Source organism: Nocardia sp. NPDC050717 (assembly GCF_040654275.1).
Lineage (GTDB): Bacteria > Actinomycetota > Actinomycetes > Mycobacteriales > Mycobacteriaceae > Nocardia.
Window position 1 is genome coordinate 1105166 of the sequence record NZ_JBFAHR010000001.1, and the last position, 24811, is coordinate 1129976.

28 protein-coding genes are annotated in these 24811 nt (G+C 70.3%); 8 read left to right on the forward strand and 20 right to left on the reverse strand.

Annotation, left to right across the window (positions count from 1 at the left end; all coding sequences use genetic code 11):
• The 4 genes from AB0H56_RS05245 to AB0H56_RS05260 are packed head-to-tail and all read right to left on the reverse strand — an operon-like array spanning position 1 to position 4457.
• The gene (locus AB0H56_RS05245) at positions 1-1053 is read right to left on the reverse strand and encodes an ATP-binding cassette domain-containing protein (RefSeq protein WP_357157404.1); all 1053 of its coding nucleotides are present in this window, start codon (positions 1051-1053) and stop codon (positions 1-3) included.
• Positions 1050-1871, reverse strand: a complete 822-nt coding sequence (locus AB0H56_RS05250; protein ID WP_357157407.1) for an ABC transporter permease — start codon at positions 1869-1871, stop codon at positions 1050-1052. The genes AB0H56_RS05245 and AB0H56_RS05250 overlap by 4 nt, the downstream gene beginning before the upstream one ends.
• Positions 1864-2817, reverse strand: a complete 954-nt coding sequence (locus AB0H56_RS05255) for an ABC transporter permease (protein WP_357157888.1) — start codon at positions 2815-2817, stop codon at positions 1864-1866. The genes AB0H56_RS05250 and AB0H56_RS05255 overlap by 8 nt, the downstream gene beginning before the upstream one ends.
• A gap of 35 nt (positions 2818-2852) precedes the next feature.
• Positions 2853-4457: an ABC transporter substrate-binding protein gene (locus tag AB0H56_RS05260; RefSeq protein WP_357157409.1), complete on the reverse strand. Its 1605-nt coding sequence runs from the start codon at positions 4455-4457 to the stop codon at positions 2853-2855.
• 68 nt (positions 4458-4525) lie between these two features.
• On the opposite strand from AB0H56_RS05260, the gene AB0H56_RS05265 reads away from it, so the two are divergent.
• The gene (locus AB0H56_RS05265) at positions 4526-4861 is read left to right on the forward strand and encodes a metalloregulator ArsR/SmtB family transcription factor (RefSeq protein WP_357157412.1); all 336 of its coding nucleotides are present in this window, start codon (positions 4526-4528) and stop codon (positions 4859-4861) included.
• 11 nt (positions 4862-4872) lie between these two features.
• On the opposite strand, the gene AB0H56_RS05270 is transcribed toward AB0H56_RS05265, so the two are convergent.
• From AB0H56_RS05270 to AB0H56_RS05290, 5 genes are all read right to left on the reverse strand, one after another.
• Entirely contained in the window at positions 4873-5319 is a 447-nt protein-coding gene (locus AB0H56_RS05270; protein WP_357157415.1) for a hypothetical protein, read from the reverse strand.
• Between the two features lie 75 nt (positions 5320-5394).
• Positions 5395-5847, reverse strand: a complete 453-nt coding sequence (locus AB0H56_RS05275) for a MarR family winged helix-turn-helix transcriptional regulator (protein ID WP_357157417.1) — start codon at positions 5845-5847, stop codon at positions 5395-5397.
• A gap of 65 nt (positions 5848-5912) precedes the next feature.
• Complete coding sequence (locus tag AB0H56_RS05280; RefSeq protein WP_357157419.1) at positions 5913-7283, reverse strand: aldehyde dehydrogenase family protein; 1371 nt, start codon at positions 7281-7283, stop codon at positions 5913-5915.
• A complete protein-coding gene (locus AB0H56_RS05285) occupies positions 7283-8365 on the reverse strand; it encodes an AMP-binding protein (protein ID WP_357157422.1) in 1083 nt (360 codons plus the stop codon). Before AB0H56_RS05285 ends, AB0H56_RS05280 begins: the two co-directional genes overlap by 1 nt.
• 208 nt (positions 8366-8573) lie before the next feature.
• A complete protein-coding gene (locus AB0H56_RS05290) occupies positions 8574-8888 on the reverse strand; it encodes a hypothetical protein (RefSeq protein WP_357157425.1) in 315 nt (104 codons plus the stop codon).
• Positions 8889-9085: 197 nt separating this feature from the next.
• Between AB0H56_RS05290 and AB0H56_RS05295 the strand changes: the two genes are divergently transcribed.
• On the forward strand, positions 9086-9958 hold the full coding sequence (locus AB0H56_RS05295) for an Ig-like domain-containing protein (protein WP_357157427.1): 873 nt from the start codon (positions 9086-9088) through the stop codon (positions 9956-9958).
• A 26-nt stretch (positions 9959-9984) separates the two neighbouring features.
• On the opposite strand, the gene rsgA is transcribed toward AB0H56_RS05295, so the two are convergent.
• Positions 9985-10986, reverse strand: a complete 1002-nt coding sequence (rsgA, locus tag AB0H56_RS05300) for a ribosome small subunit-dependent GTPase A (RefSeq protein WP_357157891.1) — start codon at positions 10984-10986, stop codon at positions 9985-9987.
• Positions 10983-12293, reverse strand: a complete 1311-nt coding sequence (gene aroA / locus AB0H56_RS05305) for a 3-phosphoshikimate 1-carboxyvinyltransferase (protein ID WP_357157894.1) — start codon at positions 12291-12293, stop codon at positions 10983-10985. The genes rsgA and aroA overlap by 4 nt, the downstream gene beginning before the upstream one ends.
• Before the next feature lie 76 nt (positions 12294-12369).
• Here aroA and AB0H56_RS05310 point away from each other — a divergent pair, with 76 nt between their 5' ends.
• A complete protein-coding gene (locus AB0H56_RS05310) occupies positions 12370-13152 on the forward strand; it encodes an SOS response-associated peptidase (RefSeq protein WP_357157430.1) in 783 nt (260 codons plus the stop codon).
• Between the two features lie 59 nt (positions 13153-13211).
• Here AB0H56_RS05310 and AB0H56_RS05315 read toward each other — a convergent pair whose 3' ends face one another.
• Positions 13212-13523 (reverse strand): hypothetical protein, encoded by a 312-nt coding sequence (locus tag AB0H56_RS05315; RefSeq protein WP_357157433.1) that lies wholly within the window; start codon positions 13521-13523, stop codon positions 13212-13214.
• 100 nt (positions 13524-13623) lie between these two features.
• A complete protein-coding gene (gene ybaK / locus AB0H56_RS05320) occupies positions 13624-14109 on the reverse strand; it encodes a Cys-tRNA(Pro) deacylase (RefSeq protein ID WP_233000367.1) in 486 nt (161 codons plus the stop codon).
• A 260-nt stretch (positions 14110-14369) separates the two neighbouring features.
• Between ybaK and AB0H56_RS05325 the strand changes: the two genes are divergently transcribed.
• The 4 genes from AB0H56_RS05325 (at position 14370) to AB0H56_RS05340 (ending at position 17278) form a co-directional block, all read left to right on the forward strand.
• Positions 14370-14984: a sigma-70 family RNA polymerase sigma factor gene (locus tag AB0H56_RS05325; RefSeq protein ID WP_357157897.1), complete on the forward strand. Its 615-nt coding sequence runs from the start codon at positions 14370-14372 to the stop codon at positions 14982-14984.
• 11 nt (positions 14985-14995) lie between these two features.
• Complete coding sequence (gene rsrA, locus AB0H56_RS05330) at positions 14996-15259, forward strand: mycothiol system anti-sigma-R factor (RefSeq protein WP_110036847.1); 264 nt, start codon at positions 14996-14998, stop codon at positions 15257-15259.
• A 261-nt stretch (positions 15260-15520) separates the two neighbouring features.
• Positions 15521-15736 carry a biotin/lipoyl-binding carrier protein gene (locus AB0H56_RS05335; RefSeq protein ID WP_357157437.1) on the forward strand — a complete coding sequence of 72 codons (216 nt, stop codon included), beginning with the start codon at positions 15521-15523 and terminating at the stop codon, positions 15734-15736.
• A gap of 27 nt (positions 15737-15763) precedes the next feature.
• A complete protein-coding gene (locus AB0H56_RS05340; protein ID WP_357157440.1) occupies positions 15764-17278 on the forward strand; it encodes a histidine kinase N-terminal domain-containing protein in 1515 nt (504 codons plus the stop codon).
• Between the two features lie 111 nt (positions 17279-17389).
• Here AB0H56_RS05340 and AB0H56_RS05345 read toward each other — a convergent pair whose 3' ends face one another.
• Both AB0H56_RS05345 and AB0H56_RS05350 read right to left on the reverse strand, forming a co-directional pair.
• Positions 17390-17644: a WhiB family transcriptional regulator gene (locus AB0H56_RS05345; protein WP_022567051.1), complete on the reverse strand. Its 255-nt coding sequence runs from the start codon at positions 17642-17644 to the stop codon at positions 17390-17392.
• Positions 17645-17896: 252 nt separating this feature from the next.
• The gene (locus AB0H56_RS05350; RefSeq protein ID WP_233000363.1) at positions 17897-18841 is read right to left on the reverse strand and encodes a diacylglycerol kinase family protein; all 945 of its coding nucleotides are present in this window, start codon (positions 18839-18841) and stop codon (positions 17897-17899) included.
• Positions 18842-18954: 113 nt separating this feature from the next.
• Here AB0H56_RS05350 and AB0H56_RS05355 point away from each other — a divergent pair, with 113 nt between their 5' ends.
• Positions 18955-19401, forward strand: a complete 447-nt coding sequence (locus AB0H56_RS05355) for a hypothetical protein (RefSeq protein WP_357157442.1) — start codon at positions 18955-18957, stop codon at positions 19399-19401.
• Here AB0H56_RS05355 and AB0H56_RS05360 read toward each other — a convergent pair.
• From AB0H56_RS05360 to AB0H56_RS05380, 5 genes are all read right to left on the reverse strand, one after another.
• Entirely contained in the window at positions 19398-20078 is a 681-nt protein-coding gene (locus AB0H56_RS05360; RefSeq protein WP_357157445.1) for an endonuclease V, read from the reverse strand. The genes AB0H56_RS05355 and AB0H56_RS05360 overlap by 4 nt on opposite strands.
• Before the next feature lie 5 nt (positions 20079-20083).
• A complete protein-coding gene (locus tag AB0H56_RS05365; RefSeq protein ID WP_357157447.1) occupies positions 20084-20563 on the reverse strand; it encodes a GNAT family N-acetyltransferase in 480 nt (159 codons plus the stop codon).
• A complete protein-coding gene (locus AB0H56_RS05370; protein ID WP_357157450.1) occupies positions 20560-21174 on the reverse strand; it encodes an acid phosphatase in 615 nt (204 codons plus the stop codon). Before AB0H56_RS05370 ends, AB0H56_RS05365 begins: the two co-directional genes overlap by 4 nt.
• A 28-nt stretch (positions 21175-21202) precedes the next feature.
• The gene (locus tag AB0H56_RS05375) at positions 21203-22438 is read right to left on the reverse strand and encodes a hypothetical protein (protein ID WP_357157453.1); all 1236 of its coding nucleotides are present in this window, start codon (positions 22436-22438) and stop codon (positions 21203-21205) included.
• A 168-nt stretch (positions 22439-22606) separates the two neighbouring features.
• Entirely contained in the window at positions 22607-24589 is a 1983-nt protein-coding gene (locus tag AB0H56_RS05380) for a DEAD/DEAH box helicase (RefSeq protein WP_357157456.1), read from the reverse strand.
• Positions 24590-24811: the final 222 nt, after the last annotated feature.

The window sequence follows — 24811 nt, forward strand, 5'->3', positions numbered from 1 at the left end:
TCAGGACCTCGCTCGGCGGATCAGGCGCTGATCCTCGCGGAACAGGGCGGTGGGGCCGCCCGCGTACGGGCAGTCGTCGGACAGATCGGTGAGCGCGCGGGGCGGATGCGGAAGCGGGGTCAGCCCCCGTTCGGGGAGCGCAGCGAGCAAGTCACCGGTGTAGTCGTGCCACGGATCTGCGAGCACCTGCGCGGCCGGCCCGACCTCCATCAGCCGGGAGGCGTACATGATCGCGACGGTGTCGGCGATCCCGGCGCGCAGCAGATGACTCAGATCGTGGGTGATGAGCAGGACCGCCGCGCCGCCGTCGGCGCAGTCGCGCAGCAACTCACCGATCTGATCGGTGCGGTCGCGGTCCAGCCCCGAGGTCGGTTCGTCGGCGACGATCACGTCGGGGTCCCCGGCCAGTGCCGCCGCCACCGCCGCGCGCTGCGCCATCCCGCCCGACAGCTCGTGCGGGTAGAGCGCCAGCGCCGACGCGGGCAAGCCGGCCTTGGCCACGAGATCTTCGGGGCTGTGCGCGGTGCCGAGCGCCGCGATCGCCTCAGCCAGCTGCGAGCCGATCGTGCGGACGGGGGTGAAATGCGTGCCGGGCGACTGCGGAATCAGCGCGATTCTCCGTCCACGGAGTCCCGCTCCTTGCCGCCTACCCCCGTGCTGCCCGGCGTCGATGAGTTCGTCGTGGCGCGGTTCGGGCGTGGGCACGGAGTCCGGGCCGGGTGCCGGTACGGTTCCCCCGCGCCGGCGACCCGCCCACGCGCGCCTACCCGGACGGCCCAGAGGCCAACGGCGAGAAGCAGATCCGCTCATCCCGTCCAGCACATCGACGGAGAGCTCGCCGACGTGCAGCCGCACCGACCCGCTGACCACGGCCTCGGGCGGCAGCACACCGAGCACCGCACTCGCCACAATGGACTTTCCGCAGCCGGATTCGCCGACCAGCGCGGTGATCGACCCGGCGGGCACGTCGAGCGAGACGTCGGTCGCGGCGTGCACGACACCCTTGCCGCCCAGGGGAATTCGCACGGTGAGCGCGTCGATGGTCAGGCTCATCGGGGCATCCTCGACGGTTTCGGCGGCAGCAGCACCCGGCGCAGCGCCGATCCGGCGACGGCGACCGCCACGGTGGTGAGCACCAGGAATCCGGCCGGGAACACCAGCGTCCACCAGCCGCCGAGCAGCAGCGAGGTGCGCGCCTCCGCGAGCAGCGTGCCGAGGCTCGGTTCGTGCGGCGGCAGACCGAAACCGAGGAACGACAGCGTCGACTCGTGCCAGATCGCGTGCGGCAGCAGCAGGACCACCGCGATCAGTGCCTGCGGCGCGACCGCGGGCAGCAGATGCCGCACCAGCAGATGCCGCCTGCTCGCGCCCGCGAGCACCGCCGCCGCCACGTATTCGCGTTCGCGCAGGCTCAGGCTCTCCGCGCGCACGATCCGCGCCACCTGCACCCAGTGCGTGAGCCCGATCGAGAGCACCACGGCGAGGGTGTTGCCGCGGAACAGCGCCACGATCACGATCCCCAGCAGCAGGTGCGGCAGCGCGTTGGCGGTGTCGGCGAACCGCATGACCGCGCGGTCGACCCACCCGCCCGCCAGCGCCGAGACCGCGCCGACGAGCACGCCGATCGCCGTCGACACCGCCGCCGCGCAGGCCGCGATCACCAGCGAAGTGCGCAGCGCCGCCGCGATCCGGGTGAACAGCGACCGGCCCGCCGCGTCGGTGCCGAACCACCACTGCCCGGACGGCGCCTGCCTGGCCGCGGCGAAATCGGTGAGCCGATCGTCGACGCCGCCCAGCCACGGCACCAGCACCGCGTAGAGCACGACCGCGCCGAGCACCGCCAGCGCGAGAGACAGCCGCCGCTCAGCCATCGGCCCGCACCCGGGGATCGAGCACGACGACGGCGATGTCGGCCAGCAGCGACCCGAGCATGACCGCGCAGGTCGTGCCGACGGTCAGCACCGCCAGCAAGGCCATGTCCAGGTCCTTCGCCGATTGCACGAACGCGCCGGCGACACCGGGCCAGGAGAAGATCTCCTCCACCAGCACCGCCCCGACGACGACCTCCGGCAGCCGGACCCCGAGGATCGTCACGAACGGTGCCAGCGAGGTCGGCAGGATGTGTCTGCGGGTGATCGTCGAGGTCGCGATGCCACGTGTCGCCGCGCCCACCACGAAGTCCTCGCCGCGCCGGTCGGCCACCGATTCCCGCACCGCCAGCAGCAGCCACGGCACCTGGGAGACCGCCAGCGCGGCGGCGGGCAGCACGAGATGCCGTGCCACCTGGCCGAATCCGGCGTCCGCGCCCGCGTCGGTGAGCCCCGCAGGCGGCAGCCAGCCGAGCCCGACTGCGAACAGCGCGATCGCGCCGAGCGACACCACGAACGGCGGCAGCCCCTGCAACACCACGCAGGTCGCGGCGACCAGCTTGTCGATCGTGCCGCCCCGGTGCATGCCCGCCCACACGCCGACGCCGAGCGCGATCGCCACGGCCGCGCTCATGGCGACGACCACGAGCAGCATGGTCCACGGAAGGCGTTGGGCGAGAAGCTCACTCACCGGTTGGGTGAAGCTGCGCGAGACGCCGAGGTCGCCGGTCCCCAGGTCGGTGAGCCAGCGCCAGTACAGCTGGTACCAGGGCGCGTCGAGGCCGAGCTGCTGGGTGAGCAGGGTGCGGTCGGCGGCACTCGTCGTCTCGTAGCGGGCGCCGAGGTAGCCGACGAGTGGATCGAACGGCGACACGGCGGCGGCCGCGAACAGGGCGGCCGAGACCACCCCCAGCACCGGGACCAGGGTCAGCAACCGTCGCCGGGTCATCGCGCCGATGCCGCGGTCGCGCCAGCGGCTGCGTCTCACCGGCGCGTCCACGTCTGCACCGACCACCACGGACCCCAGGTGACGCCGTGGGTGTGCGGCTCGAGAATCGGGCCGGAGGTGTTCCAGCCGGCGTCCTTCACGACATAGGTGTGGTTGAGGTGGACCAGGAACACGTAGCTGGGGTCCTGGGCGTATTCGGTCTGCACCTCGCGGTAGGCGCGCGCCCTGGCGGCCGGATCGGTGGTGCGCCTGGCGGTTTCGAGCAGCGCGTCGACGGCGAGGTCGGAGTGGCGGCTCGCGTTGTCGTACGGGCTGCCCGCGCTCGTGTCGGCCGCGGGCGAGTGCAGGGTGGCGTAGGCCTGGGTGTCGGGATCGAAGGGTTCGCTGCCGCCGCCGAGCAGGATGCCCGCCTGCCCGATCCGCGGCTCGATCCGATCCCAGGACAGCGCTTCCAGATCGACCTCGACGCCGACCCGCTTGGCGTCGGAGGCGAAGGCCATGGCCAGATCCCGGCGCAGGGTGTCGGTGGAGTTGTACATCACCGTGAACCGCGCGCGCACACCGTCTTTCGCACGGACGCCGTCGGCGCCGAGCCGCCAGCCCGCACCGTCGAGGATCTGTTCGGCCTTGGCCCGGTCGAACGCGAAAGACACCGCCGGATTGTGGGATTCGCCGTAGACCGCCGGGAACGGGGTGTAGGCGGGGCGGCCGTAGCCGCCGAGGATGTTGTCGATCATCGCCTGCCGGTCGACGGCGTGATTGAGCGCGAGCCGCACGGCGGGATCGCCGGCGACCGGATCCGCGGCGGGCAGGGACACCCCGCGCCAATCGGCGGAGGTGTTGGCGCGCACCGTCATCGGTGGGCGCTGGGCGAAGGTCGCGGCGAGCAGGGGCGGCAGGGTGGTGCCGTCGAGCTCGCCGGTGGCCATGCGTTGCGCGCGGGTGTTGTCGTCGGGAACGTAGAGCAGCGTCAGCCGTTTCACGGCAGGCGCTCCGCCCCAGTAGCTTTCGTTCGCTTCGAACACCGCCCTGGTCGGTTCCAGCGCGGTGAGGCGGTAGGGGCCGGTGCCGATCGGCGCGGTGTTCAGCGACGACTCCGCGGCGGGGCCCGGCGTTGCGACCGACTCCGCCGGGACGATGCCGATGAGCAGCTTCGTCGGGAACGCCGCGTACGGGTGCCGCAGGGTGAACCGGACCGAAGTCGGGTCCACTACCTCCACCCGCTCGATCATCGAGAACGAGGAGCGCGCCTCCGAGGCCGATGCCGGATCCAGGATCGCCCGATACGTGGCGACCACATCGGCGGCGTCGAAGGTGGACCCGTCGCTGAACCGCACGTCCGCGCGCAGCGGCGCGGTCCACACCGTGGCGTCGGCGTTCGGGGTGGGCAACTCGGTGGCCAGTGACGGGGCGAACCCCGGCATGCCCTCGCCGCCGGTCAGCCGCAGCAGGCCGTCGTAGACCTTGGCCTCACCGGCGGCGCCGTAGCCGGCGATCGGGTTGTAGCCGCCCAGCTCATAGGCGTCGGCGAGGACGAGCGAGTCGGTGTTTCCGCTGGTCGGCGTCCCGCACGACGACAGCGACACGGCCAGCGCGCACGCGGCCCCCACGGCGAGCAGCGGCCTGGCGCGGAGCTTCATCTGGCAGTCCCAACTGTTTATCTGAACAGATGGACAGATGATAGACGAGTTGTAAGCTGAAGGTCGCCATGGGAGAGCCACGCACACTGGACGGATCGCCGGTCGAACTCGGCCGTCGCGCGATCGGTGATGTCGAAATCGCCGCCTGGGCACAGCGATTCGACCTGCTCTCGGATCCGAACCGCCTGGAGATCCTGCTGTGCCTGCATCGCACGCCCGGGATCAGCGTCGGCGAACTGGCCGCCGCGATCGGGCGGACCGAGAACGCCATCTCCCAGGCGCTGCGCGTGCTGCGCCACGAAGGCTGTGTCACGTCGAGCCGGGAGGGCCGGACGGTCACCAACCGCCTGACCGACCCGATCATCCACGACATCCTGCATCGCATCGGCGCCGAGCACGGCTGACCGCGCGATCGTCAGCCCGCGCCGGGCCGCACGATCATGAGCACGACCACCACGGTCCAGAGCAGGTTGTAGATCCCCGCGAGCATCGAGAGCGTGCGCAGCCGCTTGCCGTCGTCGGGGGAGTCCAGCGCGGCGCGTTGGAGTGGATGGATCTGCAGGGCGAGCAGGCCACCCGCGACGGCGGTGAGGATCATCGCCAGGGTGATCCAGATTTCGTTCATCCGGCCCTGGACCGTGGCCAGGGCGATGCCGACCACCGGGACGATGATCGCGAGTTTGGCGTAGTTGCCGGTGATGCGGTGCATCGCCACCGCGACGGCGCCGTTGCGCACGGATTCGGCCTGTTCCGCCCCGGCGAGCACCGGCGCGTAGCGCGGGAACAGGCTCGCGGCGACCGCCGAGCCGCCGACGAAGACGATGCCCGCCAGGACATGTACGGACAGTAAGACGTGTTCCACCCGACCTCCAACCTTCAGTGTGACTGAAGCCTAGCTCGAGCTTCAGTCTATTTGAAGGTTGGCTGGGTCACGATGTCAGGAATCGCCGGGCGCGGTGCCGGTGAAGGCCGCGACGATCGCCGCGCCGACCTGGCGCTGGATGGGATCGGCGTCGGGCCCGAACAACTGAGAATCGACCTGGGTCACCACTTTTCGTGCCTCGCCGAGGAGCCGGATGCCCGCGTCGGTGAGTTCGATCGCCGAGGCCGATCCGGCCCGCGCGGTCCTGTCCTGCACCAGGCCCGCGGCGACCAGCGCTTTCACCGCGGTGTGCACGCTCTGCACGCTGGTGCCCGACATCCTGGCCAGTTCGCTGAACGACGCGCCGGGCACCCCGTTGATGTGCCCGAGCAGGCCGAGTCTGGCCACCGTGAGCTCCAGTGGCGCCAGCGCCGCCGCCAGTTCCGCCTCGACCCGGCGGCTCAGCGTGATCACCAGGATGGTGGGGCTGATCGCCGGTGGGCCGGGGCGGGTGTTCTCGGTGGTCACCGGAGCATTTTCCCGCACGTGCCCGCGCCGGGGCCCACCGGCCGGGGCGCGGGTCGCGCGCGAAATCAGATTCCCGAGCGGATCATCCCCTTGCAGCGCATGAGGAATTCGGCCAGGTAGCCGTCGTGCGGGACGCCGGGGCGCAGCCAGGTGGTCGGGTTGTCGCCGAGGTAGAGATTGGTGATCGTCGGTTCGGTCAGCAGGGCGTCGACGAGCTCGGCGCGGGTGGTCATGGCCGTGAGGACCAGTGAATCACGCAGGGGCGCAATGCCGTCCGACGGCTGCCACGGGCCCACCCAGACGCACGGGAAGGCCAGTTCGATCCCCAGCTGCGGCGCGTCCGCCGAGTCGACGAGGTGCACCGCGGGCCGCAGCACCGCGCCGCCGCCGGGCAGTTCGTCGACGATGCTCTGCCCACCCAGCAGTGGGGTCGACGTCCCGGCGACCTCGTGCAGGTAGGCGTCGATCGCGGTGACCGTCGGCACCGGCTGCACGGTGAGCAGGGCGTCGGGGTGCTCGGCGGGCAGGCTCGGGATGCGGTCGAGCCGCTCGGCCAGCGCCGTGGCCAGCGGTTCCGGATCACCTTCGACCAGTATGCCGGTGGTGCAGGTGCAGGCCGTCCCGCCCAGGTGGCTCACCGAATCGGCGATCACGTCGAGGTGCTCGCGCCAGTCGACGTCGGCGGTGACCAGGATCTTCGACCGGCCGGGGCCCTGGGTGAGGACCCGCGGGCTCGCGCCGTACTTGTCGACGACGTCCTGCCCGCCGTACACGATCGCGTAGTCGGCCTCGGCGATGATCACATCGGCCGCCGCGTAGTCCGTGGGCAGCAGCACGATCGTCTCGGGCGGGAACCCCGCCGCGCGCAGGGCGCTCACGAGCCGGAACGCGGTGAACGGTTCACGCGCCGACGGCCGGACGACGACCTTGTACCCCAGCGCCAGCGCCTCGGGCCAGAGCCCGTGCACCGCGGGGGTGTTGCCTGCCGCGTGCACCGCGAAGACATCACCCTTGCGCACCCACACCGCCGCGCCCGCGCGGGTGCGCTCGTCGGACCACTCGGCGACCGCGCCGTGCGGCATCGCCGATTCGATGGTGTCGCACTGGGATCGGAGCACCTCGGCGACCCACTCGACCGACTGCCGCACCACCTGGCGGGGCACCCCGGACACCGTCGAGACGATCCGGATGTACTGCTCGGGATCGAGCTCGCCGATCGTGGCGGTGGTGAACAGCTCGGCCGCCTTGCTCATCAGGGCGAACCGGTCGGCGGCGGGCACGGTCGGCGCGGCGCGCATCGCGGCCAGCGCGCGGCGCACGTACAGTGCCGGAACCTGGCCGAGCGCACCGACTTCGGTGCCGTCCAGCGCGGTGATCGGCACCCGCTGCCTGGCACGATAGGGTCCGGTGGGGCCGAGGGCGTCGATCTCGATCATCAGTACACACCCTCGATGACGGACTTGTCGGCGAACGTCGCCACCGGCCGCACATCGGCGACCGCGCAGCCGAGGGTCCCCGGCGCGGGTTCGGCGGCCACGGCGGTGTCGCGTTCCAGATTGTTGGGCAGCAGTGCGTATTTGGTGAGGTGGTTCATCACGACCTGTCCGCGTTCGCCGTGGGCGAGGTCGTCACCGGTGGCCGGGTCGACCACGCGGAACGCGATGAACGGGCTCGGGGTGTCGAACACAGCGAGGCCGTCGGCGCGCTCGTCGTCGCGTTCGCGGGACATGCCGAGAATGGTGGTGCTGCCGTAGAGGCCTTTGAGCGGGATGCCGGGAAAGACCGCCTGGCGCAGGATCTCTCGGGTGTCGGCGTCCATGTGCGCGCCGCTCCAGCACAGGAACTTCACCTGCTTGCGGACGGCCTCGACCAGCTCCTCACGCCGGGCCAGGCGTTCGAGCAGCGGCGGAGTGGCGATCAGGATGCCGACCGACTGGGTGGTCAGGATCGCGGCCGCCTGGTCGATGAGGTGCTCGGCGTAGCGGTCGGCGCCCTCGGTGTCGCCGGCGCCGATCAGGTATTTGATCCAGCGCGGGTCCAGGTCGACGGTGAATTTCACTCCGTGGTGCCTGCGGGCGCGGCGAGTGGCGAACTCGCCGAACATGTGTGGGCCGCTCGGCGCGATCGCCAAGGTGTTCATCGTGCCCAGGTCGGCGTAGTGGTGCTCGTCCCAGGACAGCGCGAACTCCATCCACGGCTCGAACATCACGAACCGCTTCGGGGCCCCCGTCGTGCCGCCGCTCTCGAAGATCCCCGCGATCTCCCGGTCCGGCCCGGTCAGCCCGCGCGGAACGAGATCCTCGACGGCGACCGTGCGGAACTCGTCGATCACATTCGGGAACAACCGCAGATCGTCGAAGGTGCGCACGTCCACCCGCGGATCGAAGTCGAGGCCCTCGGCCCGCCGTAGCCAGTACGGACTCCCCGTCTCGGCATCGAAATGCCACCTCATCAACGCCCGGACGTAGTCGTCGGGATCGACGTCGACAGCGTCCAGCTCGAGTATGTCGGACCACATGGCACAGCCTCCGGAGTGCGCAAAAAATGGGCGTTTTGCGAGCTTCATCGTTGCGCCGCACCACCTTCCACCGCGCCCGCCACGACCCACGTCGATCAGACGATAGGAAGGTCTATGCCAGAGCCGGAGATAGGCACACCGGCGTGGGTGATGGCGTCACTGCCGCGGCGGCCGTCAGCACGTGTGGACCGCGCCGCCCGGGTGACGGTCAGGCCGGGAGGGCGGGTGCGGTGCGGGGGTGGGTGGTTTCGGGGGTGACGGTGATGAGGTCGCAGACGGCGAGGAGCGGGTCGGCGAAACCGTCGAGGTGGCTGAGGGTGGGGGTGACGACGGCGGCGGCCTCGGAGGCGGAGACCACGTCGAGGAGCCGGCCGATGGGGTCGACCGTGCGGTCGCTGAAGACGACCGTCTTGGTGAAGCGGTAGCCGAGACGTTCGGCTAGGGAACGGATCTGCGTTTCGTCCCAGGATTGGGCGACACCCGAGATGTCGCGGCGCAGATAACCGATCGCCGGTGGCTTCATGGGGGTAGACGGTACCGGCGCGCAGTGTCCGTTACCGGGTACGTACGTGAACGTGAGGCTGATTCGCAATCTGACTGAGACATGTTTCGGAATTTGGTCCGTGGGGAACCCTGCCGTGATCTACTGCTGCCCACGCGGACGCGACAGCGCATCGACGACGGGGTCGAGCGGCGTCCGGGGCCATGTGGGAGACAACGATGGTGGACAGCAGAATGCAGCGGGCGGCAGGCTCGATGGCCGTGTTCGCGGTGGCGGCGGGCTTCGCGGTGGCGGCGATGCCGGGAACGGCCGCGGCCGCCCCCGGCTCGATCACCTGGAGCGACGGGAACAGCAAGTTCACCCGGACCGTGTCGAACACGACACCGGTCGTCGGCGACACGATCACCGTGACCACCAGGTTCGAGCGAACCGGGATCCCGGTCGAATACATCTACAACATCAAGGATCTGCACCCCGCCTGCCTGACACCGGTGGCGGGCTCGGCGAGGATGGGCGGTGACGTCGTCACCCTCGACACCTCCTCCTCGGACTGGGTGCGCGCGGAATTCGGCATCACCAAGTACCCGGTGTATCCGAACATCGAGCCGAAGTCGCAGACCTTCGAGGTGCAGTACAAGGTGGGCGTGAACTGCGCCCGCGACACCCCGCTGCCGACCTCCATGCACTACGGCGGCTCGCTCGGCGACGGCACCTATCAGGGCAAGGGCCCGGCGATCACGGTGTCCAGCGACGCCGTGTCGAACACCGCGCTCGCCGAAGTCACCGGCGCGCAGGTGGGCAAGGCCGTCACGCTGGAGGCGACCGTCACCCCGGCGGGCGCGGGCGGCACGATCCAGTTCAAGGCGGGCGACCAGGTGCTCGGCGACATCCCCGTCGCCGCCAACGGCAAGGCCTCGCTGGTCTGGACGCCCGGCGCGGCCGGTTCCTACACCATCGGCGCGACGTTCTCCGGCCGCAGCGGCGTGGCGAGTTCGTCCACGACCAAGGTGGTCACGGTGGCCGACCTGCCGACCGAGCCCGAGCCGGGTGGCGGCGACGGCGGTGGCGGCTTCGGCTCGCTCGGCTTCTGAGCACGGCCCCGGCACGGAACCGGTTGCTAATACGTCTCGTTGGAGATCAACGCGGTGAGCAGCTGGCGGATCGCGGCGACGCGCCGTTCCGTGCCGGGGAGCTGGTCCAGAGCGCACTCGGGATCGGCGGGCGGGCCCAGGTGGGTGCAGCCGCGCGGGCAGTCCTCGATGGCGTCGGCCAGATCGGTGAACGAGGCGATCACGTCGTCGGGCGTGATGTGGGCCAGCCCGAACGAGCGCACGCCCGGCGTGTCGATCACCCACCCGCCCTCGGGCAGCGGTAGCGCCACCGACTGGGTGGAGGTGTGCTTGCCCTTGCCCACCCCGGACACCTCGCCCACGGCCCGATAGGCATCGGGCACAAGACGATTCACCATCGTCGACTTGCCGACCCCGGAGTGCCCGATGAGGGCAGTGAGCCGGTCGTCGAGCAGCTCGAGCACCGGCTCGATCGGGTCGTCGATGCCGGCGTAGAGGATCTTCAGATCCAAACCCTCGAAGGCCGAAGCGAATTCGGATTCCGCGGCCAGATCGCGCTTGGTGAGCACCAGGATCGGTTCCAGCCCGCCCGCGTAGGCGGCCACCATGGCCCGCTCGACGAAGCCGGTGCGCGGCGGCGGATCCGCGAGCGCGACCACGATGAACAGCTGCTCGGCATTGGCGACGACGATCCGCTCGAACGGATCGGTGTCGTCGGCGGTGCGGCGCAGCACCGTCGCGCGGTCGGCGACCCGCACGATCCGGGCGAGCGTGTCGGGTTTGCCGGTCAGATCGCCCACGACGTCGACCTGATCGCCGACCACGATCGGCGTGCGGCCCAGTTCCCTGGCACGCATGGCGACGATGCGCCGGTCGGCGTCACCGTCGAGCACGCACCCCCAGCGCCCGCGATCCACCGAGACCACCATCGCGGCTTCGGCGTCGCTGTGCTGGGGACGGGTCTTGGTGCGCGGACGCGAGGCCTTGCCGGGACGGACCCGGACATCGGATTCGTCGTAGCTGGCTGCGGTGCGGCCGCGGCGGCTCAGCGCGCCGCTCCCTCACCCGATAAGGCGGGTGCCAGCATCTGCTCCCACAGGGTGACGAAGGTCGGCAGCGTCTTGGCGGTGGTGCCGATGTCCTCGATCTCCACGCCGGGCACCCGCAGTCCCAGGATCGCGCCCGCGGTGGCCATCCGGTGATCGGCGTAGGAGTGCCACTGCCCGCCGTGCAGCGGGGCGGGCACGATCTCGAGCCCGTCCTCGGTCTCGGTGACATTGCCGCCGAGCCGGTTGATCTCCGCGGAAAGCGCTGCGAGGCGGTCGGTTTCGTGGCCGCGCAGGTGCGCGATGCCGCGCAGGACCGACGGGGAGTCGGCCAGCGCGGCCAGGGCGGCGACCGTGGGGGTGAGCTCGCCGACGTCGTGCAGGTCGATGTCGATGCCGGCCAGGCGCTCCGGGCCGCGCACGGTGAGCACGCCGTCGAAGATGCGGGCCTCGGCGCCCATCCGCACCAGGATCTCGCGGATCACGTCACCGGGCTGGGTGGTGCCGCGCGGCCACATCGGCACGCTCACCTCGCCGCCGGTCACCGCGGCCGCCGCCAGGAACGGGGTGGCGTTGGACAGGTCGGGCTCGATCTCCCAGTCGACCGCGCGGATCGGGCCCGGTTCCACCGTCCAGGTCTGCGCGCTGCGCGAATCGGCGGGGGTGTGCACGCGCACGTCGGCGCGGCGCAGCATCTCCACGGTCATCTCGATGTGCGGCATCGAGGGCAGCTGATTGCCGTCGTGGTGGACGGTGATGCCCTCGTCGAAGCGGGCCGCCGAGAGCAGCAGACCGGAGACGAACTGCGAGGACCCCGAGGCGTCGATGGTGACGGCGCCGCCGCGCAGGCCGCCGGTGCCGTGGACGACGAACGGCAGGGCGTCACCGTCCACATCGAGGCCCAGCTTGCGCAGGGCGTCGAGGATGGTGGTCAGCGGGCGGTGCTTGGCCTGCTCGTCACCGAAGAACGCGACGTCGCCGGTCGCCAGCGCGGCGGCGGGCGGCAGGAACCGCATGATGGTGCCCGCCAGGCCGCAGTCGACCGCGGCGCTGCGCAGCGGGGCTGGAGTGACCTCGAGGGTCTCGGCGTCACCGATGATCTCGACGCCGAGGCCCTGCAGGGCCTTGATCATCAGGTCGGTGTCGCGGCTGCGCAGCGCACCGGTGAGGGTGGACGGGCCATCGGCCAGTGCGGCCAGGATGAGCGCGCGGTTGGTGATGGATTTCGAACCGGGCAGGGTGACGGTCGCGTGGACGGGGACCTCGATGTGGGGCGCTGGCCAGAAACTCACTCGCCCATCTTCGCGCATGTGCGGCCGGGACACACGGGTGGTGGTGAATTCGGCGTGGTCGGCACTTGTCACCGGCTGGTGCGACGATGGCCTCATGTGCGGACGATATGCGACGACCACCAACCCCGGTCGCCTCGCGGCCGACCTCGACGCGATCGACGAGACCGACCTCGACGCGGCAACCCAGGAGTCCACCGTCAGCTACAACGTGGCGCCGACCACCCAGGTGCTGACCGTGGTGGAACGCCACGAGCACGGCGCCCCGGACGACGACCCCGCGCTGCGGGTGCGGCGGATGCGCTGGGGACTGATCCCGGCGTGGACGAAGGCGGCGGAGCCCGGCGTGCCCGCCAAGGGCAAACCGCTGTTCAACGCCCGCGCCGACAAGGCGATCACCGCCCCCTCGTTCCGTGACTCGGCCAAGCACAAGCGGTGCCTGGTGCCGATGGACGGCTGGTACGAGTGGCTGGTCGAGTCGGACCCGACCGCCAAGGGCAAGGCGGTGAAGCGGCCGTTCTACATGTCGCACGCCGACGGGTCACGGCTGTACATGGCCGGGCTGTGGTCGGTGTGGCGCGACCGCGCGGTTCCCGACGCTCCGCCGCTGCTCTCGTGCACCATCCTCACCACCGACGCCATCGGCGAGCTCGCCCGGATCCACGACCGGATGCCGCTGCCGATGCCGCGTGAGCACTGGGACGCCTGGCTCGATCCGGACCGGCCCGCCCCGGCCGAGCTGTTGCGCGGCGCCGCGCCCGCCGAGGTGGACGCGATCGTCGCGCGGCCGGTCTCCACCCTGGTCAACAATGTGCGCAACAACGGCCCGGAACTGCTCGCTCCCGCCGACACCACGGGCGGCACCCCCGCGCTGTTCTAGCCACCGAAAGCGGTGGGGCCGGACCAGCGGTCGCCGGCCCGGCCCCACCGCTGCCGTGCTCAGAGCTTGCAGGGCACCGAATCGGTGGCGATGTTCAGACCGCACTTGATGATTCCGGTGGCCAGGTCGATCAGTTCGGTGGCGACCCCGCCGCCGAGCTTCTCCGCCTTCTCGGCCTTCTCGTCGTCCTGGGGCGCGGCCTGCGGGGAGTTCTTCGGGGTGCCCTGCCCGTTGAGCGGGTAGTCGCCCGGCTCGGTCGGCGCCGACGGCGCGACCGGCGGGATGGCGGTGGCGGGCGCGGCGAAGGCGAGCGCGCCGAAGGTCAGGACGAGAGCACCGGACAGGGTGGCGATCGTCGAACGAGTGGACATTTCTCGCATCACATCCTCGGGTCGAATCGGTCGTACCGGGCGCGGAATGCGTCGCAGTGGATTCGGAACCGGGCCACGATCGGATGGCTGCCGTACCGGTTCAGCTCGTGACGGGCGCCGTCACGGCCCCGGCCGCGCGGACCAGATCGGCAGGGGCGAGCTCGATCTCCAGGCCGCGCTTGCCCGCGCTGCACAGCACCCGATCCCAGGTCAGCGCCGAGGCGTCGACGACGGTGGGCAGCTTCTTGCGCTGGCCGAGCGGGCTGACCCCGCCGAGGACGTACCCGGTCGTGCGCTCGGCCTTCGTCTTGTCCGCCATGGCGGCCTTGGGCGCCCCGAGCGCCGCCGCGGCGGCCTTCAGCGACAACTTGGCCGGCACCGGCAGCACGGCGACGGCCAGCGCACCGGTGGAGAGTTCGATCACCAGCGTCTTGAAGATCTGCTCGGCCCGCACGCCCAGCTCCGCGCCGAGGGCGTCCACCGCCTCGTCGCCGAAGGATTCCGCGCGCGGATCGTGGTGGTAGCTGTGCACGCGGTGCGCGATCCCCGCGGCGGCGAGGGCCTTGATCGCCGGAGTCGATGCCATGGGCGTCACAGTAACCACGCGCCGCACCCGGGCGGCAACCACATTTTTCGGGCGGCCCGGGAACACGGATCAGGGGGTCCATGTTGCACACGAATGACGAACACCCGCCCGTGACCCGTGAAGGAGAGAGCGTGACACTGCTGCTCGAGGAGCGTCCCAGCTCGCCCGGGGGTGCGCGATTGCCGCTCGATTCCGTGCTGCCGGTAGATTCGGTGACTACGGCGATCGAAGGGATTGGTGTGACGAGCGACGATGACGCGATGCCTGCCGGGGCATCCGGCTCAGGAGTCGACGAAGCCGAGCTGGCGGCACGGTTCGAGCGCGACGCGCTCCCGATGCTGGACCAGCTCTACGGCGCCGCCCTGCGGATGACCAGGAACCCGGCCGACGCCGAGGACCTGGTGCAGGAGACCTACGTCAAGGCGTTCCAGGGGTTCAAGTCCTTCAAAGAGGGCACCAACCTGCGCGCCTGGCTCTACCGCATCCTGACCAACACCTACATCAACTCCTACCGCAAGAAGCAGCGTCAGCCCGCGCAGTACCCGACCGACGAGATCACCGACTGGCAGCTCGCGGCGACCGCCGAGCACTCCTCGACGGGCCTGCGCTCGGCCGAGGTGGAGGCGCTCGACGCCCTGCCCGACGACGAGATCAAGGCCGCGTTGCAGCAGCTGCCGGAGGAGTTCCGGATGGCGGTGTACTACGCCGACGTCGAAGGTTTCCCGTACAAGGAAATCGCCGACATCATGGGCACTCCGATCGGTACCGTGATGTCCCGGCTGCATCGCGGCCGCAAGCAACTCAAGGGTTTGCTCGCCGATGTGGCGCGCGAACGTGGATTCGACCGTGGGGAACGCCAGGAGGTAGTCAAGTGAGCGACCCCGATATGGAGATGGACTGCACCGCGGTTCTCGCGGACGTGTGGCTCATGCTCGACGGCGAATGCGACCAGGCCACCAGGGATCGGCTCCAGGAGCACATGGACCACTGCAGTCCGTGCATCGAGGCCTACGGCATCGAGGAGAAGATCAAGAGCCTGCTCAGCCGCAAATGCGGTGGTGAGCACGCGCCGGAGGGCCTGCGCGACCGGTTGAAGCTGGAGATCCACCGCTCGATCACGGTCACCAGGATCGAGACCACCGAGGGCTGAGCACCCGGTTCCGGCACAAAAAAGGGGCACCCGTCGGGTGCCCCTTTTCCAGCTTCTGAGCGCGGCTCAGGAGTTGGGCCGCTTGCCGTGGTTGGCTGCGTTGCCCTTGCGGCTGCGCTTCTTACGTCCACGCTTACCCATGGGTGGCTCCCTTCTTCGGTCTGATCGACGGCCATTGTTCCACGTGTGATTGGCTGTACCTTCGGCGGATACGGCCATCGCCACATCGCGGTGGCCGAATGACTACGTGAACGGGGTGCCATGCCTGAAGAAGTGCGCGCGGAGATGGTCTCGACCGTGCTCGCTGTCGAGGTCTCGGTGGGCGAGCATGTCGCGGTCGACCAGACCCTGGTGCTGCTCGAGTCGATGAAGATGGAGATCCCGGTCCTCACCGAGGTGGAGGGCGACGTCACCTCGATCGACGTGAAGCCGGGACAGGTTCTGCAGGCGGGCGATCTCATCGCCACCATCTCCTAGCGACACGACAGAAGCGGTAGATCCCCCGTGGCAACACTGAGCGAGCTCCTGGCCGAACACACCGACCTTCCCGGCACCGCCGTGGATCATCTGCAACGGGTGGTGGGCGACTGGCAGTTGCTGGCCGACCTCTCGTTCTCGGATCTGCTGCTGTGGGTGGGCGCCGGACCGGTCGCCGAGGGGGCCGACGTGGTGTGCGTCGCCCAGATCCGGCCGACCACCGCGCCCACCGTCCACCTCGACGACAAGGTCGACACCACCGCCTCGCGCGCGGACTTCCCGCAGGTCTTCGACGCCCTGCTCACCGGGCGCACGGTGCGCACCGACACCGAGGTCGAGGTGAGCGGGGTCTATCACCCCAGCCCGGTGCACGCGGTCCGCGAGGCCATCCCGGTGCGCTGTGGTGACGACGTGATCGCGGTGCTCAGCCGCGATTCCGATCTGGCGCGTTCGCGGGTCCGCAGCACGCTGGAGACGGCCTATGTGTCCTGCGCCGACGACCTGTGCCAGATGATCGCCGACGGCAGTTTTCCGACGCCGGAGGATCGCGCGGCCACCCATTCCAGCCCGCGCGCCGGCGACGGATTCATCCGTCTCGACACCGAGGGCATCGTCGTCTACGCCAGCCCGAACGCGCTGTCGGCCTATCACCGGATGGGGATGCAGGCCGATCTCGTCGGCCAGGACCTCGCGGTCACCACCCGCTCACTGATCACCGATCCGTTCGACGCGCAGGAGGTGGTGGCCGACATCCAGGCCGCGCTGGCCGGGCGCACCGGACGCCGGATGGAGGTCGAGGCGCGCGGGGCCACCGTGCTGCTGCGCACGCTGGTGATGCGGCCCGGCGGGGAACTGGCCGGGCCCGCGGTGCTGGTGCGCGATGTCACCGAGGTGAAGCGGCGCGATCGCGCGCTGCTCAGCAAGGACGCGACGATCCGCGAGATCCACCACCGCGTGAAGAACAACCTGCAGACGGTGGCGGCGCTGCTGCGGTTGCAGGCGCGCCGCACGGAGAACCCGGAGGCGCAGGTGGCGCTCACCGAGTCGGTGCGCCGGGTCACCTCGATCGCCTCCGTGCACGAGATGCTGTCGATGTCGGTGGACGAAGAGGTCGATCTCGACGAGGTCGTCGACCGGCTGCTGCCGATCATGGCCGACGTGGCCACGGTGCACACGGCCAGGATCAAGGTGCGCCGAGCCGGTTCGCTGGGAGTGTTCTCGGCGGAGCGGGCGACTCCGCTGGTGATGGTGCTGACCGAGCTGGTGCAGAACGCCATCGAGCACGCCTTCGACCCGGGCGAGAACGGTACCGTGACGATTCGGTCGGAACGGTCGGCCCGCTGGCTCGACGTGATCATCAGCGACGACGGCCGTGGCCTGCCCGCCGGCTTCAGCCTGGAGAGCTCCGACCGGCTCGGCCTGCAGATCGTGCGGACCCTGGTGACCTCCGAACTCGGGGGTTCGATCGGCCTGCACCCCGGCGCCGACGTGGGCACCGACGCGGTGCTTCGGGTTCCGCTGGGGCGGCGTTCCGCGCGCTGAGAAACGCCGAAAACCGCTGTGGGGCAACAATAAACCCGGCACCGCGAGGTGCCGGGTTCTCACATGCGTTACCGGGCCGGGGCTGCTGGCCCGGCAACGCCTCCTCGTCGACTAGACGGAGGTACGCGTACGGGTGCGCGCGTTGCGCCGCTTGAGCGCGCGACGCTCGTCTTCGCTCATTCCACCCCACACGCCGGCATCCTGTCCGGACTTCAGGGCCCACGACAGGCAATCGGCAGTGACGGGGCAGCGGGCGCAGACCAGCTTGGCATCGGCAATCTGCGCGAGCGCAGGACCACTGTTACCCACCGGGAAGAACAGCTCGGGGTCCTCGTCGCGACAGATGGCCTTGTGGCGCCAGTCCATTCCTCTGCTCCTTTGCACGGGCGCCACAAAGGGCACCGCTGGTTAGTGGATCGTTCACTTGTGCGACTCGAATGTTTCCGCACGGTTGCTTGTGAATGCTTTCACGAACACCGTAGATGTCAATAGGTGTCCGGCGCACCGTGGGGGAGATCACGCTCTAGAGACCCCGTAAGGGGAACCCGCCCGGTCCTTTGTACTCGCGTCTCCCGGTTTTCGCAGCGCAACCGGGAGATTTTTCCGCGTGTCCCGAGCTCAGGAGGGTTTGGGGGCCACCACATCGAGGATGCCGGGCACGGATGTGAAATGCACCATCTTGCGTTTTCCGATGAAGTCGCCATCGATTTGCAGGCCGATCTCACCGTCGGCCTCGACGTGCACCGACGGCACATCGTCGACCCGGAACAGCTTGTCCGACTGGGGATTTCCATTCTCGGCCAGCAACTGCCGAGCAAGCAGCAGGGTGCGGGTGACACTCATCGATCGCATCGCGAACACCCCGAGCCCACTTTCGAAGGTGGTACCCGGATTGGTGCGAACCGGACGGTCCTCGAGATAGGTCCACGGGCTCGAATTCGTGACGAAGGCGTAATAGACCGACTCCACCGGATCGTGTCCCTCGACCTCGACGGTGACACGCGGTTCCTCGCGCCGGGCGCGGAAGAACTGCGCCACGGTGGTACGCAGATAGCGCGCTGGCGTGGCTTTGCGGCCCTTCGCCCTGGCGACATCGATCGACTCGCACACATCCGCGTCGAGCCCGACGCCCGCACTGAAGGTGAACCACCGATCGTCGGCGAGGCCGAGACCGATCCGGCGGTCGGCGTCGCGGGCCAGCAGATCGATGAGCTGGTTGGTCGCGGTGACCGGATCGGGCGAGATGCCGAGGGCGCGGGCGAACACGTTCGCCGAGCCGCCGGGGATGATGCCGAGGCGCGGCCGCCAGACCTGGTCGTCACCGACCTGCGGCAGCGGCAGGAATCCGTTGATGGTCTCGTTGACCGTCCCATCGCCACCGTGCACGACGATCAGGTCCATCTCCTGCGTGGATGCCCACTGGGCAAGCTCGGCCGCGTGGCCGCGATGCTGGGTGTGCGCGACGGTCAGCTGGGTTCGGCTCTCCAGCGCATGGGCGAGCAGATCCCGGGTCGCCGGGGTGGTCGAAGTGGCATTCGGATTGACGATGAGCAGCGTCCGCACGAGTCGAGGGTAATGGGAGATCGTGAACAGACCGCGCGGTGCGGTCGGGCGCTGCGGTGGCGCGCGTGCGCCGAGGGGCGCGTCGTAGGCTTGGCCGTGTGGTGGAGCGCGACGTGACAGACGGTGACCAGCAGTCCGGCGACGGCGGGCGTTCGGGCGGGATCCCGACGGCGATCCGGGTGGCCGGGGCGCTGGTGACCTTCGAGGGCCTGGTCGGCGTGATCACCGCGATCGTGCTCGTCGTGCGGGCGCTGACCGGCCACGATCAGTCGGTGGCCAGCGGGGCAGGCACCGCCATCTGGTTCGGTGTGCTGTTCGGCGGGGTCCTCGCCGCCGGTATCGGGCTGCTGCGCGGCAAGCGCTGGGGCCGGGCCATCGCGGTCATCGCGCAGGTGCTGCTGCTGCCGGTGGCGTGGTCGTTGCTGACCGACTCCCATCAGCCGCTGTGGGGCACCCTGCTGGCGATCGTGGTGGTCGGTGCGCTCGGCGCGCTGTTCGCGCCCGCGTCGAGCCGGTACATGGCCCAGGACTACGGCGAGATCCCGGACGAGCGGCCCTAGCCAGAGGTCGCCGCGCGCAACGCCGCGCGGCACAGGTGATCGGCTCGGCGGGTGGTTTCCGGCTGCCGGAAACCCTGGGTGAGCGCGAGCACCTGGGCGCACGCGGTGTCGAGGTCGATGAGATGACCGACCGAGACGAACAACGGCTTCACCTCGTCGCGGGTGCGCAATGCCCGGCCGACGACCTCGCCGTCGATCCGGATATCGCTGACATCGCCGCGCCGCGCACCGGGCGGCTCGTATTCACCCCACACCGATTTGGCCACGCCGATGGTCGGAATTCCGGTCAGCAAACCGATATGACAGGCCAATCCGAAGCGGCGCGGATGCGCGATTCCCTGCGCGTCGCACACCAGCAGATCCGGGGTGCCGGTGAGTTTGCCCAATGCCGCCACGGTGGCGGGAAGTTCGCGAAAAGCGAGCAGTCCCGGAACATAGGGAAAAGTCGAAATTCCCTGTGCCACTGCGGTTTCCAGGGTTTCCATGGTCGTCAGGTCGAGCACGACCGCCGCGGTGGCGACGGTGCCGTCCTCGGCATAGGCCGAATCGATGCCCGCCGCCGTCGAAAAACTTGGCGGCGCCGGGTTTTCCGCGCGCACCAGCGGCCGCAGCTCGTCCTGCAGCGCGATCGCCTCGGCCGGGGTGCGCGGCCATTCGCCCGGTACTTCGACGCGCACGGGATTCAGCTCGCGGTCGCGGCCAGCGCGGCGAGTTCGGCGCCGGAGATCCGGTATCCGATCCACTCGTCCTGCGGTGCGGCGCCGAGGGATTCGTAGAACGCGATCGACGGCGTGTTCCAGGTGAGCACCGACCACGACACCCTGCTGTACCCGCGCTCGACCGCTTCCGCCGCCAGCGCCGCCACCAGCGCCCGCCCGAGCCCGGTCCCCCGAACCTGCGGCCGCACGTACAGATCCTCCAGATAGATCCCGTGCACACCGTCCCAGGTCGAATAATTCAGGAACCAGATCGCGCACCCCACCACCACACCCTCGTGCTCGGCGACATGCGCGAACAGCGCGGGCGCGGCCCCGAACAGCGCGGAGTGCAGCTGCTCGTCGCTCAGCGTGCACTCGTCCGCCGCCTTCTCGTACTCGGCCAGCTCGTGCACAAGCCCCACCATCGCGGGCACATCGGCAGGGGTCGCGCTACGAACGCTCATCGGGCTCCCTCGGATGGTTCGGTGCGGGTGGTGAGGTTGTGGGCCCAGATGGTGTGGGCGTCGTGGTCGTAGCCGAGTTCGCTGATCGCGCCGGTGGTCATCGCGAAGCGGCGGCCCTCGGTGACGGCCAGTTCCGCCCAGCGGGCGATGAGGACGCGGGAGAAGTGGCCGTGGCCGACGAGGATCACGTCGCGGTCGGCGAGGATCGGCTCGGCCTTGCCGAGGACACGGTCGGCACGGGCGCCGACCTGCTCGGCGGTCTCGCCGCCCGGGGTCGGGGCGGTCCACACGGTCCAGCCGGGGACGGTCTCGCGGATCTGGGCGGTGGTCAGGCCCTCGTAGTCGCCGTAGTCCCACTCGGCCAGGTCGTCGTCGATCTCGGCATGGCCGAGCCCGGCCAGTTCGGCGGTGTGCCTGGCGCGCAGGCGGGGGCTGCTGAACACGATCGGATCGCGCAGGTCGAGCGAGGCCAGCACCAGTCCGGCCGAGCGGGCCTGGTCCTCGCCGCGCGGGGTCAGCGGCAGATCGGTGTGGCTGGTGTGGCGGCGCTGACTGGACCAGGTGGTTTCGCCGTGGCGCAGCAGGACCACTCGGGCGTCGGGTGTGGACATGAGTCCATCATGGCAGGCGCCGCCGGGCTCAGCCGAGCGCGTAGAGCTGACCGCCACGGCGTTCGAGCACTGTGGTGCCGAGCACGGCGGTGGAGATGGTGCCGCCGTCGTAGTCGTTGCGGTGGACCGGAATCCGGGCGACGGTCGCGCCGTTGGCGGTGTCGACCGCGAGCAGTCCGTCGGCGACGGGGACGAGCAGTCTACCCGCCATCAGCGCCGGGGTGCCGAGCGCGTCGGGGACGGTCCAGACTGGCTGTAAAGTGCTGGCGCTCAACGCGATCAGGCTGTCGCCGGTGAAGACGTAGAGGGCCGAACCCAGCTTGGTGACGGTGGCGCGCTCACTCCACGGCGCGGCCAGCTGGTGCACCGCGATCTCGTTGCCGGTGCCGTCGTGCACGGCGATCCGGGCCGGCTGGCCGAGGCCGGTGGCCGTCGCGGGGGTGGGCGGGTAGTAGACGGCCACCTTGTTGTCCGAGACGGCGAGCACCCGGACCTCGGGGGAGTCGGCGCCCGGCGCGGTGAGCACGCGCGAGCCGTGCTCCTCTGGCTGGGTCGCCTCCTTCGGCGCCGGATTGAGCACGGTGAGCCGGGCGGTCGGGTCGGCGGGGCAGCGTTCCAGCACCGCGAGCCGCGACGAACTCGACGCGGCCGAGGTGAGCGTGCAGCCGCTGCGCGGCTGGTAGCCCGGATTGATCGGCGCGTCGACGTAGCCGTATTCGAGCGTGCGCACCAGGTCGGAGCGCCACATCTCCAGCCGGTCGGTGCCGAGGGCGACCAGGTAGGTGCCGTCGCCGCTGACGCGGACGGCGTCGTCCATGTAGCTGCTGCGCGCCGCCTCGCGCTCGCCGGTATCGGCCGCGAGCATCGTGGTCTGGCTGCACCCGCGCTGATCGCGGTAGGTGGCGATCACGGTGCCGAACTGGGACTCCACCGCGCACAGCGGCATGTCGCGGTGATACCACCACAGCTGCTCGCCGCTGACCGGATCGCGCCCGCTGACGGTGCCGTCGTCGCCGGTCACCACCACGTTGCCGGAGGTGAGCGCCCGGCTGCTGCCGGAGTCGGCCGCGTGCCACATCTCGCGCAGCGAGGCGGGCAGCTGCGTCGCCGCGGTGACAGTCGGGGCGGGGGAGCCGGCGGTGACCGAATCGGTCCCGGTGACATCGGCTCGCGCCCACACCACGATCGCCGCCACCACAAGGATGACGGCGATCGCTACTGCGGCAAAGATATCGGCGCGCGTCCGCCGCTCGGGTGCGAGCACACAGCGAGTGTATTTGCAGGGCAGGCGCGGGCGGGTCCGCGCCCCTGGCGGACCGCCCGTACGGAAGGGTTGCGCCGCCGTCGGCACGCGCCTGACCGGGGAAGCTGTCCGAACGGAAGCGACCCCCGTCCCGCAGCGGGACAGGGGTCGCTCGGCGTGGCGTCGGCGTCAGGCGTCGACGGTCACCTGGTTGTCGGCGGACGCCGGGCTGTCGGCCGAGGCGGACTCGGCCGGCTTGCGCCGACGGCGGCGCCGGGCCGGCGCGGCGTCGGTCTCGTCCGGTGCCGCCTCGGCGGTGGCCGGGGTGGATGCCTCGGCGGTCGACTCGCCCGACTCGCCCGACTCGGCGGACTCGGCGGACGTGCGACGGCGTCGGCGGGCGGGCGCGGCGTCGGTTTCGTCCGGTGCCGTCTCGGCGGTGGCCGGGGCGGACGTCTCGGTGGTCGACTCGCCCGACTCGGCAGACGTGCGGCGACGGCGTCGGCGAGCGGGCTTGGTCTGGTCACCGGTGGCGGGCTCGGCCTGCGCGTCGCCGGTCGTGGCCTGCGCGTCGCCGGAGGCGGCCGGAGCGGACTCGATCGGAGCGGACGCGGTCGCCGACTCGGTGACCGTCGCCTCGCCCTCGGCGGGCTTGCGGCGGCGGCGCCTGCGTCGGGCCGGCTTGTCGCCCTCGGCGCCATCCTCGGCCGGGGCCGCGTCGGTCGCGGACTCGGTCGCCTCGGTGGCGGTCGCCTCCGTGGCCTTGCCGCCGCGGGTACGGCGACGGCTGCGGGTCGACTTCGGGCGCTCGGCGCGCTCCTCGACCACGTCGCCCTCCTCGCGCACCGGCTTCGGCTTCCGGATGACGCCGGTGACGCCCTCCGGGATACCGAGGTCGGCGTAGAGGTGCGGCGAGCGCGAGTAGGTCTCGGCCGGGTCGGGGATGCCGAGGCCGAGCGCCTTGTCGATCGAGGCCCAGCGGTGCAGCTCGTCCCAGTCGATCAGGGTGATCGCGACGCCGGTGCGCCCGGCGCGGCCGGTGCGGCCGATCCGGTGCACGTAGGTCTTCTCGTCCTCGGGGCATTGGTAGTTGATGACGTGGGTGACGTCGTCGATGTCGATACCGCGCGCGGCGACATCGGTGGCGACGAGCACGTCGATGCTGCCCTTGCGGAACTTGGTCAGCGCCTTCTCGCGGGCGATCTGGCCCAGGTCGCCGTGCACGGCGCCGACCGCGAAACCGCGCTCGGCCAGGTCGTCGGCCACCTTCTGCGCGGTGCGCTTGGTGCGGGTGAAGATCATCGTGGCGCCGCGGCTCTCGGCCTGCAGCACGCGCGCGACCAGTTCGCTCTTGTCCAGCGCGTGCGCGCGGTAGACGAACTGCGCGGTGCGATCGTGCACGGCCGAGTCGTTGGCCAGCTCGGCGCGGATGTGCGTCGGCCTGGTCAGGAACGTGCGGGCCAGGGTGATGATCGGGCCCGGCATCGTGGCCGAGAACAGCATCGTCTGGCGCTTGTCGGGAACCATCGACAGGATGCGCTCGATATCGGGCAGGAAGCCCAGGTCGAGCATCTCGTCGGCCTCGTCGAGGACCAGCACGCCGATCTTGCCGAGGATCAGGTGGTTCTGGTTGGCCAGGTCCAGCAGGCGGCCCGGGGTGCCGACGACCACGTCGACGCCCTCGCGCAGCGCGGCGATCTGGGTGTCGTAGGGGCGGCCACCGTAGATGGCGGCGACCTTCAGCGAACCCTGGTGGTTGGTCAGGTACTTGCTCGCGTTCTCCAGGTCCTTGGTGACCTGGATGCACAGCTCGCGCGTCGGCACGATGACCAGCGCGCGCGGGGTGCCGTCGAGCGGGGTGGTGCCGGTGTCGGCGGTGGCGATGCGGTGCAGCAGCGGCACGCCGAAACCGAAGGTCTTGCCCATGCCGGTGCGGGCCTGGCCGATGAGGTCCTCGCCCGCCAGCGCCAGCGGCAGGGTCAGTTCCTGGATCGCGAAGGTGCGCTCGATCCCGATCTCGCCCAGCGCGCGCACGATTTCGGAGCGCACGCCCAATTCGGCGAAACTCGGCGGGATGTGGGTGTTGTCCAGTTCGGCCGTCAGGAGTGTGTCGGTCAAACCGGGTTCCTGTTCGACAGTGATCTTGCTCAGGGTTCGTGCCTTCCTCGTCATTGCATCTCGCACGCACGAGGTGGGGCGGGCCGGTCGGCCCGCGACGACCACATATCCGCCTGTGATATTCACCGGGCCTGCACCGAGCGCTATCGCGTCATCGGCGCGGCACATCGGTGATGCGGATTCGGTGCGCGCACATTTTCCGTGGACTTCGCCGCCGCCGTCCGCCCGCATGTCGCGCGGGTGGAGGCTTCGCCAGCCGCGTCCGCACAGTGCGCC